Below are 15,054 nucleotides of genomic sequence, written 5' to 3' on the forward strand. Positions count from 1 at the left end.
CTTCGGGAATTGGTGAAGCGTTCCTTCTAGAATAGAACAACGCTTCTTAGACAATCCTCGCTTTATTGTTTTTTTGATTTTTACTAAACCGGTTTAGTAATAAAAGAAAGGGCTGTGAATACAAATGAACATTCAATTAGCTTTAGATCGATTAACTATTCCTGAAGCAATACGATTAACACGTTTAGTAGAGTCTGATATTGATTGGATTGAAGTTGGAACCTCTCTCATCAAAGAGTTTGGAATGGATAGTGTTCGAGAAATGAAAAATGCATTTCCTCATAAAACAATCCTTGCTGACACGAAAACAACCGATAATGCGAAATATGAAGCAGAGATTAGTTTCACTGCTGGTGCAGATATTATTACCGTCATGGGAACGGCTCCATTAATAACCATTGAAACTTGTATGGAAATGGCTAGAAGTTATAAAAAAAGAGTAATGATTGATTTCTTAAACACTTCTAGGGAGCAGCAGGAATCTCTTCTTGCGATAGAGGGGGCTATTTTTTGCCTGCATATAAGCAAGGATGAACAAGAATTGATGGGAGAAAGGGCATGGAAAAACAATCAAACTGCAGCGGGCTATTTAACAGCGAAGCACACAATTGCCGCAGCAGGAGGAATAACACTAGATTCTTTACCACAGCTTCTAGCTAGCGGGATCGATATAGCCATTATTGGCTCGGCCATCACGAAAGCTGATAATCCATCGAATGTAGCAAAACAGTTTAGAAAACTAGCAAAAGGAGGCGCTTTTATCAATGAGTAAGCTTACTACTATTCAACGAGAAATCCAAGCTGTGTTAGCTCAGGTTGATGAACACCTATTAGTCGATACAGCAGCACTAATTAGAGAAAAACAAAGAATTTTTGTGGTTGGAGAAGGAAGATCCGGCCTAATGGCCAAATCCTTTGCAATGAGATTGATGCATTTGGGAGCAACTGTTTATGTAGTTGGAGAGACCATTACACCTTCCATTTCTCATGAGGATATCTTAGTCGCTATCTCTGGTTCTGGTAAGACAAAATCTGTTATATGGACAGCTGAAACAGCCAATAAACTAGGTTGCAGTGTTTTAGCTCTAACTACCGACCTTAACTCTCCACTTGTGCAAGCAGCAACTCATACAATCTGTATTCCCGCAAGCACAAAATATCGTAAGGCAACTGAGATGAAATCTATACAACCCTTGGGCTCCTTATTTGATCAATGCGCTCATCTTGTATTTGATACCATTTGTCTTAACTTTGCAGAATTAAATGAGATTGGATTCGAGGAAGCCTTTAAGCGGCATAGCAATATGGAATGATAACTTATTTTTCACGTTGGTAATTGGCATTTTTATAGAAAAGGCAGAACTTTATACCTTATCCCCCATAGATGAAAATAAGAAAGACTACAGCTCATTCTGTAGTCTTTCTTATTTTCATCTAGGTATCTAATATAGTCGATTCTCGAATAATCAACTTCGGCTCAAAAATATGTTTTCCTTGATTTTTATTTCTTTCATTAATTTTCTTCAGGAGCATGCGTGCACACGCCTCCCCCATTTCCATTAGTGGCTGCTTGATTGTTGTAATTTTAGGTGAGGAAATTCTATCTAAAAAGACGCCGTCAAATCCAGTTACGACATAATCTTCTGGCACACTTTTTCCTGTTTTCTGTATCGCACGAATTACGCCTGTCGCAATACGATCAGAAGCACATACAAATCCAAATTTGCCATCGTTCTTTGATAAGAATTCAGAAACTTTAGCCTCAGCTGCTCTTGAACTATTTTTTACTCTTATAATTTTGCCTTCTAAATCATCTTCAGAAATTGCATCTAGGTAACCAGCCTCACGAAGCTGTCCAAAGGGCTCGTCCTCATCAATCCCCATAAAAATAAGCTGTTGATATCCTAAGTCTAAAATATGTTTAGTCGTTACATATGCTCCCTTTTTGTTGTCTACATCAACGAAATCATATCCATGCAAATTCTCTCCAAATAAGACAACTGGAATCGTCAATTTTTCAATAAATGAATAGTCTGACTCCCGCATCCCTGTAACAATAATTCCATCACATTTACCTATATTAAGAGATGTCCTTGTCACTAACTGCAAAGAATAATGGTTCTTGTCCAACTCTCGGCTCATTCCAGTTAGTAAATTCATATAATACGGTTCAACGGTATCCATTTCTTCTAAGATCAACAACTTAATCACTTGTGTTCGATTATTAACCAATGCCCTTGCCGCATAATTAGGAACATAACTCAATTCCTCCATTGCTTTATATACAAGCTGCTTTAACTCATCTGTAACTTGCTCTGGATGATTTAACACTCTTGACACTGTCATTTTTGAGACATTTGCTTTCTTTGCCACATCTGAAAGTGTTGCCAATGGAACTCCCCCAGTATAAATTTAAATTTCTCTGTCCATATGATTACTAAATTATTAAAAGCGGTTTATCATGCTAATTAATATCTTCATTTATTCTACAACAAAAATTCACCATCATCATAATTCTAAACTTTTTTATAAATATGCTTGATAAATAACAGAAATGGGTTGATAATAGAAGGGTGCAAACGTTTTCCTTTTGTCTTTTTATATTATAATAGTTTTTCGTTAGATACTCAACTTTTAATAATGCAAACGATTGCGTAGAAAGGGAGATTTTATGTTAAAAGAAGCGATTTATCATCGACCTGGCAATAATTTTTCTTATATTTATAAAGACGATACGGTACACATCCGCCTCCAGACAAAAAAAGCGGATATTGACTCTGTTCACCTCCTTTTTGGTGACCCTTACATTTTTGTAAATCAAGCATGGCAATACGAAAAAGCTCCCATGAAAAAAAGTGGAAGCACGGAACTTTATGATTATTGGTTTATCGAAATAAAGCCTGAATACCGACGTTTACGTTATGGATTTGAGCTCTCATCTAAAGAGGAAACACTTATCTATACAGAAAAAGGATTTTATGAAGCAATTCCAACAGACGATACTGCCTATTATTTTTGTGTACCCTTTGTGCATAAAGAAGATTCTTTTCATGCTCCCGACTGGGTGAGAGATACGATATGGTATCAAATTTTCCCGGAACGTTTTGCTAACGGGGACCCAGCACTTAATCCTGCCGATACGCAAGAATGGGGTAGTACAGAGCCAACACCTACAAATTTCTTTGGCGGCGATTTTCAAGGTGTTATTGATCATGTAGACCATCTAGTGGATTTAGGAGTTAATGGTGTTTATTTTACACCAATATTTAAAGCTTACTCCAATCATAAATATGACACAATCGACTATATGGAAATCGATCCCCAGTTTGGAGATAAACAGACGTTTCAAAAAATGATAGATGTTCTTCATGATAATGGCATTCGGATTATGCTAGATGCTGTGTTTAATCATAGTGGCTATTTCTTCCCTCAATGGCAAGATGTCATGGAGAAGGGAGAAGAATCTATTTATAAAGATTGGTTCCATATTCGTGAATTTCCCATACAAACAGCACCAATTCCAAACTATGATACTTTTGCCTTTACCCCTTTTATGCCAAAGCTAAACACAAGTCACCCAGAAGTAAAAGAATATTTACTTGAGGTAGGTCGCTATTGGGTTAGAGAATTTGGTATTGATGGCTGGAGATTAGATGTAGCAAATGAAGTCGATCACCATTTCTGGAGAGATTTTCGAACAGAAGTAAAAGCATTAAATCCTGATGTATATATTCTCGGCGAAATATGGCATGATTCCATGCCATGGCTGCAAGGGGACCAGTTTGATGCCGTAATGAATTATCCATTTACAACTGGTGCTGTCAATTTCTTTGCTAAAGATTCGATTACTTCTACCGCCTTTAAGCATACGATTACCAATGTGCTTCACATGTACCCAAATAGTGTTAATGAAGTATCTTTTAATCTATTGGACAGTCATGATACTCCGCGTATCTTGACGCTTGCAAATGATCGAAAAGATAAAGCAAAACTATTATATTTATTCCTTTTATCTTTTACTGGAACACCTTGTATCTATTATGGGGATGAGGTAGGAATGAATGGCACACAAGATCCAGGCTGTAGAAAATGTATGGTGTGGGATAAAGACAAACAGGATCTTGATTTATTTGCCCATATTCAAAAATTAATTACTCTTCGTAAGAGTCATCCAGCATTTGGAAATAAAGGTTCATTTACCTTTATAGAAGCAGATAGCAATATTGTTATGTACCAAAAAACGTACAAAGAAGAGCATATTATCTTCTCGATTAACAATACGGATGAAGAGCAAACTTTTACCATTCCAGTACAGGATATCGACAATAAAAATGTTTACGATCTGTATCATGATAAAGAAATCATTTGGAGTCTAGAAAAAGAATTAACCTTAGCTCCTGGTGCGTTTTCCATATTGCAATTTAAGACTTCCCATTAATTTTGGTGTTCATATTTAAGTTATTCAGAATGCGAGACTTTGAGTTATTTCTTAAGGTACTCGCTTTTTTTGGTGTATTGGGATTGGATGGGACCTTATGGAAGTAAATTGCTATTTGCTTCTTCTGTTTGGATGATGACGGGCGTTTATTTGATGCATGAACGCCACTCTACTCTCTTTTCTCTTCAACTTCGGCTTTCATCCAGCTTATGAACACCATCTTCCTCTCTTTCCTTTTCAACTTCGGCTTTCATCCAGCTTATGAACACCATCTTCCTCTCTTTCCTTTTCAACTTCGGCTTTCATCCAGCTTATGAGCACCATCTTCCTCTCTTTCCTTTCCAACTTCGGCTTTCCTCTAGCTTATGAACACCATCTTTCTCTCTTTCCCCTCTCTTATATAAACGTACTTTCCCTCCTCACTCAGACAGTCCTGAAATAAAAAAAGAATGAAGCAAATTTTCCACTCCATTCCCTTTCCTCTTCTATTCCCCTAACTTCTCTCTCAAACGTTCAAGGGTAATCTCTGTTGTACTTCCGACTTGCCAATCTGCTAACTTCATTCGGTCTGGGGTGCCAACACCTATCGCAAACATATTTGCCCCTTTTATTGCTTGTATGCCTGCCTCTGCGTCTTCCACTCCAATACATTCATTCACTTGTAGTTGCAACTGCGCTGCTGCTTTTACAAAGATTTCAGGATCAGGCTTCCCTTTTTTCAATTTCCCAGGATCTACGATTGTATCAAATAAAGTCGTTACTTCTAATCGATCTAATATTACAGGCCCATTTTTACTTGCAGATGCGAGACCAAGTTTTAACCCAGCTTCCTTGCATTCCAGCAAGAAATCTTTTATCCCAGGTAATAAGTCGTTAGGCGTTATTTCTTTAATTAGTTCTTGATAGTAAATATTTTTATCGTGCGCCAGCTCTTCGACTTGCGCTTCGGAAAATTGCCCGCGAATTCCGCCATGGTCCAATATTTTATATAAAGAGTCCATTCGACTAACACCTTTTAATTCTTCATTAAACTCGCGATCAAAAGGAACGCCAATTGCCTCAGCAGTTTTCTTCCACGCTAAATAATGATATTCTGCTGTGTCTGTAATAACTCCGTCTAAATCAAAAATAATTCCTTTTAACATATTAATCCCTCCCTAGATAAAGTGAAACTTCCATCAGTGGGGGTTTACCTTCCTCCCCCACTGATGTTTAGTTGAACCAATCGGACGTTTACGGACAGTTGATCTCCCACCTAGCTTCCTCGTATTCTCATAAGCTTGAGGCGGGAGTCTTACTGTCCGTTAAGAGTGGGGTAAAAAAGAGCCCTGCTTCTATAATTCTGATGCTTTTTCCCCTAGCATTAGAATGATAATCAATCAGTGGCTCCTTTCTTCCTAACTATCTATTTCTTAGGCTATTCTAAAAGATTGTTATCTTTGCGATAGATAAAATCTTATTAGATAGAAATACGGAGCAGCCTGAATACACGTAGGCTCCTATGGGAATAGTTCACCGCTCTCCCCATGGAAAGTGAAGGGTATTTAGGCTGCGGGTTTTTAGCAACAAACTTTATGAAACATCATTTCTTACCAACATACTCTTTTTCAAGTAATACAGCTTTTCCATATAACTCAATTTCTATCGCCTTACCAGATAAAAGCTCTAGTTTTACATTCTCAGAAGTTGTTGTTACTTGAATTAATCGATTGCGATAATTTATTGTAAACGAGTAACTATTCCAGCCTTTAGGCACAAATGGAGCAAAGGAAAGGGTCCCTGTTGCCGAGCGCATTCCAGCAAATCCATGCACAATAGCTAGCCAGCTTCCTGACATACTAGTTATATGCAGTCCATCTTCTGTATCGTTATTATAATTATCAAGATCTAGTCTTGCTGTTCGCTGATACATCTCATAAGCCTTTTCTTCTAAGCCAATTTCTGCTGCTAAAATAGAATGAACACAAGGTGAAAGACTTGATTCATGAACAGTCATTGGTTCATAAAAATCAAAGTTACGCTTTTTCTCTTCTAAGCTAAATTCATGATTTAAGAAGTACATTCCTTGTAAAACATCAGCCTGTTTAATGAAACAAGAACGCAAAATTTTGTCCCAAGACCAATTTTGATTAAGTGGTCTTTCTTCTTTTAAGAGTGTATCCGCAGAACGTAGATCTTTATCTAAAAATGTATCATGCTGTACAAAAATTCCTAATTCGTCATCAACTGGGAAATACATTTTATCAATGATTTCCTGCCATTTTACTAATTCGCTTTTTCCAATGTTTAAATCCGTTTTTCTTTTTGGAGCTGCCTTTTCCAGTAATTCTAATGTGTATTTTAATGTCCATGTAGCAATTTTATTGGTGTACCAATTGTTATTTACATTATTCTCATATTCATTTGGTCCTGTTACACCATGCATCATGTATTGATCATTCTTTTTCGAATAGTGTACACGATCTGCCCAAAAACGGCTGATACCTACTAACACATCTAATCCTTCATTTAATGCATAGGTTTCATCACCTGTATACGTTGAATAATTAAAAATGGCATGGGCAATGGCACCATTACGGTGAATTTCTTCAAATGTAATTTCCCATTCATTATGGCACTCAACACCAGTGAAAGTTACCATAGGATATAATGCCCCTTTAAGCCCTTGCTGTTTTGCATTATGTTCTGCACCAGGGAGCTGTTGACGGCGATAACGCAATAGCTGTTCTGTTACTTTGGGTTCTGCAACAGCTAAATACATGGGTACAATATATGCTTCTGTATCCCAGTAGGTTGCACCACCATATTTTTCCCCTGTAAAACCTTTTGGTCCTACATTTAGACGAGCGTCCTCGCCATAATAGGTAGAGAATAATTGAAAAATATTGAATCGAATTCCTTGCTGTGCTTCTTCGTCTCCATCAATTTGAACATCTGCCTTTTCCCAGCGAGCTGCCCATGCGGCAATATGTTCTTCTTTTAAAACAGTATATCCTTTTTCTCTCGCTTGTTTTGCTAACATATCAGAAACAGTTGCTAATCTTTCCTCTTCCCAATCACGAGAAGTGGAAATAGCGACATACTTCTGAAGATGGATAGTTTCTCCTTGATTAAGCTTATTGTTATATGCATTGGCAACATACATTGGCCTTTCATTATAAGAAGTTACTTCTAGGTGATTAATTGTATTAACCATAGAAGCAGATACCGCAAATCTCGGTGTTCCAAAAGGATTATCAACCGTTTTGATTATTAGGTTACCTGAATTAACATCTACTTTTCTTCCAATTTCTCCCCAGAATTTCTCCTCATAGTTGGAGTCTTCATTTGTCACATCACCATCTAAATACGGGATTAACTCAATTTTATGTGTTCCCGTTAATGCTGTTACCTTAATGTCTATTGCACAAATTTCCTTAGATGCAATACTTAAGAAGCGTTCAAACTCAAAGCGAATTTGTTTTCCTCCTTTTTGAAGGATAAAGCTCCGTTTTAAGATTCCTTCCTTCATATCTAGTTCAAGGTGAAAATCAGTGATATTTTCTTTATATAAATCTACTTTCGTTCCATCTATATAAATATCGACACCGATGAAGTTAAGAGCATTAATCACTTTACCAAAGTATTGAGGATAGCCATTTTTCCACCAGCCAACTCTTGTTTTGTCTGGAAACCATACACCTGCAATATACGTACCTTGATGGAAATCTCCAGAGTAGCCTTCTTCAAAGTTACCACGCATCCCCATATATCCGTTTCCAATGGAGGTTAGACTTTCCTGCAATCGCTTCTCTTTTTTTTCCAACTTATTTGATATTAGCTTCCAGCTGTTTATTTCGAAAAGACGCTTATTTGACATAATCTTCTCTCCCTATGCTTTATCTGAATCTGCCTTTAATCCTTTTTCTTTAAAACCTGTTCTAAAAAATGCAAATGCAATCATTAATACCGTTCCAAGCCCTTGGATCATTATTAAAGTTGCAACATCAAATTGAATAAATCCATAAATGATCGCTAAGATGGTCGGTAATCCTGCTGCATTAAGGACAATCGTTGCTGCCTCTTTAAAGGTTCTTATATCCGTAATATTCGATTTCTTTGTTAACCACAATACAAGTGACATAAAGAGAAATTGCAATACATTCATTGCTATATATACACCAGCTAGTAATAGTAACAGGATTGGTAGAAGAAATGCCTTGTTCTGCACATACCATAAAGTACCGATATATTGCAGGACATCTTCCTTGTTTTCTATTTTGAAAGGATATTTCTCCTCATTTTTTGGGTAATACAATTGAAATCCAAATCCATTTTCTTCGGCAATTATTGCATAGTCTTCTTTAAAAACAATGGCATTGGCATATCCCTTTATACTAAATGTCTGATTTTCGCCAGTCATTTGATATTTATTGTCGTTATCAATTGCAATGACATTCCCATCTGTTTCTTCTGTATATTGACTATCTATTCCCACTAACTTTCCATCTTTCACTTGCTTAGAGGACAAAGCTTCTACAAAGTTATCTGTGATTAATTCGGCTGTCCGTGGAAACAGAAACTCAAATGGGAAAGTCGTTAATTTTGCCATTTGAATAGAGGTCGGCATCATCATACATGCAATTAAGAAAATAAAAAGGAAGATCATTTTTGGCCATGTTAATAGATTCTTACCCTTAAATACATTTGTCGGTGTAATGATAGACTTGAAATATTGCATCAAAAATGGTTCCGATTTCTTCATTGTAATCCCACTCTCTTACTTCATTAAATATGCTTAATTGGTTTTTTATATAACTTTACTCTGTTTGCGAATATTGCATCTGTTTTCCGAGGTGACAGTTCGACTCAGTATGGCGAACTGTCGCCTCTTCAAACTAGCATAATTTCACTTTCAAATAACATTTATTTATCTATATTAGAACACTTTTTCCTGGGTCTTGCTTTTCAGCCATGTTTTTTCTACTTATCCTTTCGAACCACCGCTAGTTAAACCAGAAACGAAGTTCTTTTGTAAGAAGAAGAATAAAACAACTATTGGTAACGCTGCTAGTACTGCTCCTGCTGCGAACAAGGCTACTTTTTGTTCTCGTGGGTTAGAGATTAACGTTTGCAACCCAACTGCTAATGTTAATAATTCGTTGGAGCGTAATAAGAACTTAGATAGTAAGAAATCATTAAATGGTGTCATAAATGCCCATAATGCCTGAACTGCAAGCATTGGACGTACCAATGGTAAATTGATTTGTACAAAGATTCTTAAGTGGCCAGCTCCGTCAATACGTGCACTTTCGTCAAATTCACGTGGAATCGTATCAAAGTATCCTTTCATTAACCATACGTTCATTGGTATTCCACCGCCGATGTAGATTAATGATAATAGCCAATAGGAATCAATTGCTCCAAGAACCGTTGCTAATACGTAATATGCTGTTAATGCTGCCATTGTTGGAACCATTTGAATAACAAGGAAGAAAATTAAGCTATATTTTCTACCAACAAAGCGATAACGACTGAATACATATCCAGACAGCGTTACTAAAGTTACTTGCACAATCATTACCGCAATAGCGATAATAATCGTATTTTTATACCAGCTTAAATAGTTGGTTTCGCTGAAAAGTCTTCGGAAATTATCTAGTCCCCAGTTTGCATCTAATTTCAACGTAAATGCCGCCATATTAGTTGCTTGAAACGCACTTGAAGCTGTTACCAATAATGGGTAAATGATTACTATTGATAGGATTCCGAGAAAACCATACGTTAATATTCTATTTATAAGTCGCGATGATCTCATGCTCATCCTACATCATCTCCTCATTGCCAAAAGCATTTGTTTTCTTAAACGTTATGAGTGATACCGCAATAACAATTGCAGAAATTATCAATGTTACCGCTGCTGCGACTGCATATTGTGGTGCCTGACCTGTTGTTAGCTTATAAATCCAAGAAATTAAAATGTCTGTTGATCCTGCATTCCAGCCGATACTTCCCGGACCACCTTCATTAAATAGATAGATGATAGAGAAGTTATTAAAGTTAAATGTATATTGTGTAATCATAACTGGCGCTGTCGCGAATAAAATCATCGGTAATGTAATATTACGGAATTGCTGTAAAGCAGTTGCTCCATCAAGGTTTGCCGCCTCATATAAATCATCTGAGATAGATTGCAATACACCTGTTACCATTACGAAGATATATGGGAACCCAAGCCATCCTTGAATCATAATAAGTGCTGTCTTTGTCCAAGTAGCATCTGTTTTCCAAGAAATTGCCGGTATATCAATGAGCGGCAAATGATTAATCAGTGGAATTACTTGTGCGTTAATAGCACCGATACTGTCATTGAACATATTAGAGAAGCCCATGATAGAAATAAATGCTGGTACAGCCCATGGTAATAAGAATAAAATTCGGAAAAATGCTTTACCTTTCACATGCTTCTGATGCAGCACAACAGCAGCAACGACACCAAGAACGATTTGTAAAGTAGTTGCGCCAAATGTCCAAATCAATGTCCAAACGAGAATTTTCATAAATGTTGCACGGTAAGAACTTAAGAAGAAAATATTTGTAAAGTTCTCAAAACCAATCCAATCAATTAGTTTAAATGGTGGTATATGTTGAAAATCATAGTTTGTAAAGGCAATAAATAATGTAACTAGTACCGGGAAAATAATGATAAAAGCCATTAATATATAAGATGGGAATATAAAGATATAAGGGAATCCTTGTTCCCAAAGATTTTTCAAAATCTCAAGCGTTTTCGTATTAATTTTTTCTCCTCTATCTCTTAAAGCCCCTATTTTACGTGCATCTAGGATATTAAGTATATAGAAGAAGAGAAAGATAACGGATAAGATTAACTGCAATGTTCCTTTAATCATTAGGAATAACGAGTGATCATCACGAGGTACACTTCCTAATGTTATTAAGCCTTCTAAAGCCTGAAATCCAGTTAGCGCCATCTCTATTGCAAAAACTAAGAAGAGAGCAAAAAAGACTATTCCTTTAAAAGCTTGTTTATTATAAAACTGACCTAACCCAGGAATAATGGATAACAGGGATGCTTTCTTTTTATGATTTGTTTCATTTCGACTCATTACGGGCTATCCCCTTTCTATAAATTGCATAATTGTTGCATTCATGGTAATTTATTGATTTACCTAAAGAAATCATCACTCGACCAACTTTTTTTGATAAACCAATTCGGTTTTGAAAGCATTTTCAATGCAAACGATTGCGTTAAGTAAAGAAGAAATTTCTAATTATCAACTGTGATAATTAGAAATTTCGACTGAAGGGAGTAGAATACCTCCCTTCATTTAGATTATTTATTAATATTTTTGTTCAATAGATTCTTTAATATTCTTCACTGTGTCTTCTGCAGATTGTTCAGGTGTTTTTGCGCCAGAAACTGCATCAAACATTAGATATTGTCCGCCATCCCAAACTTCTGCCATTTGTTGAATATTAGGCATTGGCGAAGCGTTTTCAAAGTTTGCAATAACAGCTTGCGCTAATTCGTTATCTGCAGGAACTGCTTCACGTGCGATAGTGTTTGCAGGAATTTCGTTTGTAGCTTCAAAGAATTTTGTTGAATTATCAGCATTACCAACATACTCTAACCATTTAGCAGCTAATTCCGGATCTTTTGCATAAGAAGAAGCTACCCAAGCTTTTCCTCCACCGAATGCAGCGAATTTTTCACCATTTGGTAATGTTGGGATTGCACCAACTCCATAGTTAACACCAGCATCTTTAAATGTAGATGCCATCCAAGGGCCATCAATAATTACAGCAGTTTTACCAGTAGTAAACATTTCCGTAATGAAGTCACCAGAACCAGTTACGTCTTGCATACCTTTTGGCCATTGATCATACCAAGTTTTTGCATATTTAATTGAATCAATTGTACCTGCATTATTTAAACCAATATCAGTTGGATCTGTTCCTTCGCTTCCAAATGCATATCCACCATATCCAGCAATTAAACCATAGCTAAAATAGAAGTCTGTCCATTTTGCTAAGAAAGCAGTGTTCTTGCCAGACTCAGATGCGAATGCATATTTGCTATCTTTTGTTAATGCTTCAACTTCTGAGAAATCTTTTGGCATTTCGTTAATTAAATCTTTATTATAGTAACCAACTAATGTTTCGATTACAAATGGTGTACCATATTGTTTTCCGTCAAAAGTTACTAGCTTTTCTTCTGTTTCAGTAATTCCTTCTGGTTGAGTTGTTACTTCAGCTAAATGACCTTGGCTACCCATTGAACCAACGCGGTCATAAGGAACGATAAATACATCTGGACCAGTTCCAGCAGGACCATCTAATGCTAATGCATCTGCTTGATCTGTCATTGCCATCACTACTACTTTTACTTCTGCATTATTTTCAGATTCAAAATCTCCTTTAATGCTATCAATATATTTTTTATACCCATCGCCATCTACTGACACTGTTAATGTTTGTTTTCCGTCAGAAGATCCGCCTTTTGAACTTACTTTCGTATCATTGCCGCCACAAGCGGTTAAAGAGAATGCAGTAAGTAATGCTACTCCTGACATTAATAGTTTTTTATAACTCATCATAAAATTTTCCCTCCTTGTTTATCTCACATTCTTATTGTAGAATTGAAACCGTTTCAATGCAATCGCTTTCTCTGTGTTACCGATAACAGAATGTAACATCAAAACACAACAATGTATAAATTACCCTATTATTGGGTAAATATCCATATTTCCATACGAATTAACCGTAATGGGCTTAGAGTCTTAGAGAACGTCCACCTACCTCCACATGAAAAACAAATGAAAAGAGCCATAACCATCCCTCTTTAAGCGAACAGTTCTGACTCTTAATTAGTGAGGTTTTATCCTCTTACTCTTTTTAATGATACTTTCCCCATATTAAGTTTAGAAAAAACAATTGTTAGGATAAATGGTATAACAATTGCCAGTACCATTGCTATTAAAAATGTAAGCATATGTTCCGCTTTGATAGATAAAAATCCTGGTATTCCCCCTACCCCGATAGAATGAGCCATTACCCCTGATCCAACTGAGATAACTGCTGCAACCATCGAACCGATCATGGCTGCTAGGAAAGGGAAACCATATTTTAAATTAATACCAAACATGGCTGGCTCTGTAACACCTAAGTAACACGAGATTGCTGCTGGAACTGATACTTGTTTTTCTTGTTCATCTTTACGATTTAAATAAATCATTGCTAATACCGCTGACCCTTGTGCAATATTTGATAAGGCAATCATTGGCCATAAGTTTGTTCCGTCAAATACACTCATTAATTGTAAATCAATTGCATTTGTCATATGGTGTAATCCTGTAATTACAAGTGGTGCATAAGCAAAACCAAATACTGCTGCAAATAACCATCCTAAAGAAGAAGTTAATCCAGAGTAAACTACATCAGAAATGACAGAACCAATCTTCCATCCGATTGGACCTAGTACTGTATGCGCAATTAATACGGTTGGTACTAATGCGAAGAATGGTACAACAATCATCGAAATGGCATTCGGAATAATTTTACGCAAACGTAACTCTAGGAATGATAATAATAAACCTGCTAAGATAGCGGGAATCACTTGCGCTTGATAACCAATCATGTCAACTTGAGCAAACCCAAAATCCCAAAATGGAACTTCTTCTGCTCCTGCTACTGCATAGGCATTTAATAATTGCGGTGATACTAATGTAATCCCTAATACGATTCCAAGAATTGGTGTCGCACCCATTTTTCTTGCTACTGCCCATGTAATTCCGACAGGCAAGAAGTGAAAGATTGCTTCCCCTATTAACCACAAGAAACTATTTGTTCCGGCCCAAAACTGGGATACTTCTACTAATGTTTTTGTTCCGTCTTCCATTAATTTGATTTCGCCAATAACATTTCGGAAACCAAGAATTAATCCTCCAACTACGATTGCCGGAATCAACGGTGTAAAAATATCTGCTAAATGAGCAATCATTCTTTGCAGGAAATTCATGTTTTGTTTTGCAGCCTTTTTAGCTTCATCTTTAGAAGTATCACTTACTCCCGCAATCGAGATAAACTCATTGTAAAAAGATGAAACTTCATTCCCAATAATAACTTGGAACTGACCTGCTTGTGTAAACGTTCCTTTTACAAGCTTCATTTTTTCAATGCTGTCGATATCAGCCTTGGATGGATCATTTAAAACAAAACGCATTCTTGTTGCACAGTGTGTTACTACGGAAATGTTTCCGCTTCCACCAACATGTTCAAGAAGTTCTTTTGCTTGTTCTGTGTATTTTCCCATCATTCTTCCCCCTTTTGCCTTACTCTCATGTATTAATCAATCAATTATAATTTCTATTGCATACCCAAAACCTGTATATACAAGTTTTGATTACGTTTTCATTATAGTTGTATATACAGGCGGTGTCAATACAATAAAAATAAATATTTTTGCATGGCTAAGAAGAATTATTTAGGGAACAGAGAAAGTTCACTCCTTCATCAAGTAGCTCTATTGGCATCATTAAAACAAAAAAAACAGGCCCTTACAATCTATTCATTACAAGGCACTAAAATGCTATTGTAATGAATATTGTATGGACCTG

General features: G+C 36.4%; 11 protein-coding genes. 3 read left to right on the forward strand and 8 right to left on the reverse strand.

Translation table 11 applies throughout. The annotated features are described in order from the left end of the window. The first annotated feature begins 124 nt into the window (after positions 1–124). The gene (gene hxlA / locus HHU08_RS23170) at positions 125–772 is read left to right on the forward strand and encodes a 3-hexulose-6-phosphate synthase (protein WP_016202623.1); all 648 of its coding nucleotides are present in this window, start codon (positions 125–127) and stop codon (positions 770–772) included. Next, positions 765–1,313, forward strand: coding sequence for a 6-phospho-3-hexuloisomerase (hxlB, locus tag HHU08_RS23175; RefSeq protein WP_016202624.1), 549 nt, complete (start codon positions 765–767; stop codon positions 1,311–1,313). The genes hxlA and hxlB overlap by 8 nt, the downstream gene beginning before the upstream one ends. A gap of 121 nt (positions 1,314–1,434) precedes the next feature. Here the strand turns inward: hxlB and HHU08_RS23180 are convergent, their stop codons facing one another. Further along, positions 1,435–2,391: a LacI family DNA-binding transcriptional regulator gene (locus HHU08_RS23180; RefSeq protein ID WP_169189431.1), complete on the reverse strand. Its 957-nt coding sequence runs from the start codon at positions 2,389–2,391 to the stop codon at positions 1,435–1,437. Positions 2,392–2,671: 280 nt separating this feature from the next. Here HHU08_RS23180 and HHU08_RS23185 point away from each other — a divergent pair, with 280 nt between their 5' ends. Continuing rightward, a complete protein-coding gene (locus HHU08_RS23185) occupies positions 2,672–4,438 on the forward strand; it encodes a glycoside hydrolase family 13 protein (protein ID WP_169189432.1) in 1,767 nt (588 codons plus the stop codon). Between the two features lie 485 nt (positions 4,439–4,923). Here HHU08_RS23185 and pgmB read toward each other — a convergent pair whose 3' ends face one another. From pgmB to treP, 7 genes are all read right to left on the reverse strand, one after another. Further along, positions 4,924–5,583 (reverse strand): beta-phosphoglucomutase, encoded by a 660-nt coding sequence (gene pgmB / locus HHU08_RS23190; RefSeq protein ID WP_101729943.1) that lies wholly within the window; start codon positions 5,581–5,583, stop codon positions 4,924–4,926. Between the two features lie 437 nt (positions 5,584–6,020). After that, positions 6,021–8,297: a glycoside hydrolase family 65 protein gene (locus HHU08_RS23195; RefSeq protein ID WP_016202628.1), complete on the reverse strand. Its 2,277-nt coding sequence runs from the start codon at positions 8,295–8,297 to the stop codon at positions 6,021–6,023. 12 nt (positions 8,298–8,309) lie between these two features. Beyond that, complete coding sequence (locus HHU08_RS23200; protein WP_169189433.1) at positions 8,310–9,182, reverse strand: DUF1189 family protein; 873 nt, start codon at positions 9,180–9,182, stop codon at positions 8,310–8,312. 222 nt (positions 9,183–9,404) lie between these two features. Next, entirely contained in the window at positions 9,405–10,241 is an 837-nt protein-coding gene (locus HHU08_RS23205) for a sugar ABC transporter permease (RefSeq protein ID WP_016202630.1), read from the reverse strand. A 1-nt stretch (position 10,242) separates the two neighbouring features. Further along, positions 10,243–11,544, reverse strand: a complete 1,302-nt coding sequence (locus HHU08_RS23210) for a sugar ABC transporter permease (RefSeq protein ID WP_016202631.1) — start codon at positions 11,542–11,544, stop codon at positions 10,243–10,245. Positions 11,545–11,778: 234 nt separating this feature from the next. Further along, positions 11,779–13,035: an extracellular solute-binding protein gene (locus tag HHU08_RS23215; protein ID WP_169189434.1), complete on the reverse strand. Its 1,257-nt coding sequence runs from the start codon at positions 13,033–13,035 to the stop codon at positions 11,779–11,781. Between the two features lie 281 nt (positions 13,036–13,316). Continuing rightward, a complete protein-coding gene (gene treP / locus HHU08_RS23220) occupies positions 13,317–14,750 on the reverse strand; it encodes a PTS system trehalose-specific EIIBC component (protein ID WP_016202633.1) in 1,434 nt (477 codons plus the stop codon). Positions 14,751–15,054 lie beyond the last annotated feature (304 nt).

The sequence above is a fragment of the Niallia alba genome, assembly GCF_012933555.1.
Taxonomy (GTDB): Bacteria; Bacillota; Bacilli; order Bacillales; family Cytobacillaceae; genus Niallia; species Niallia alba.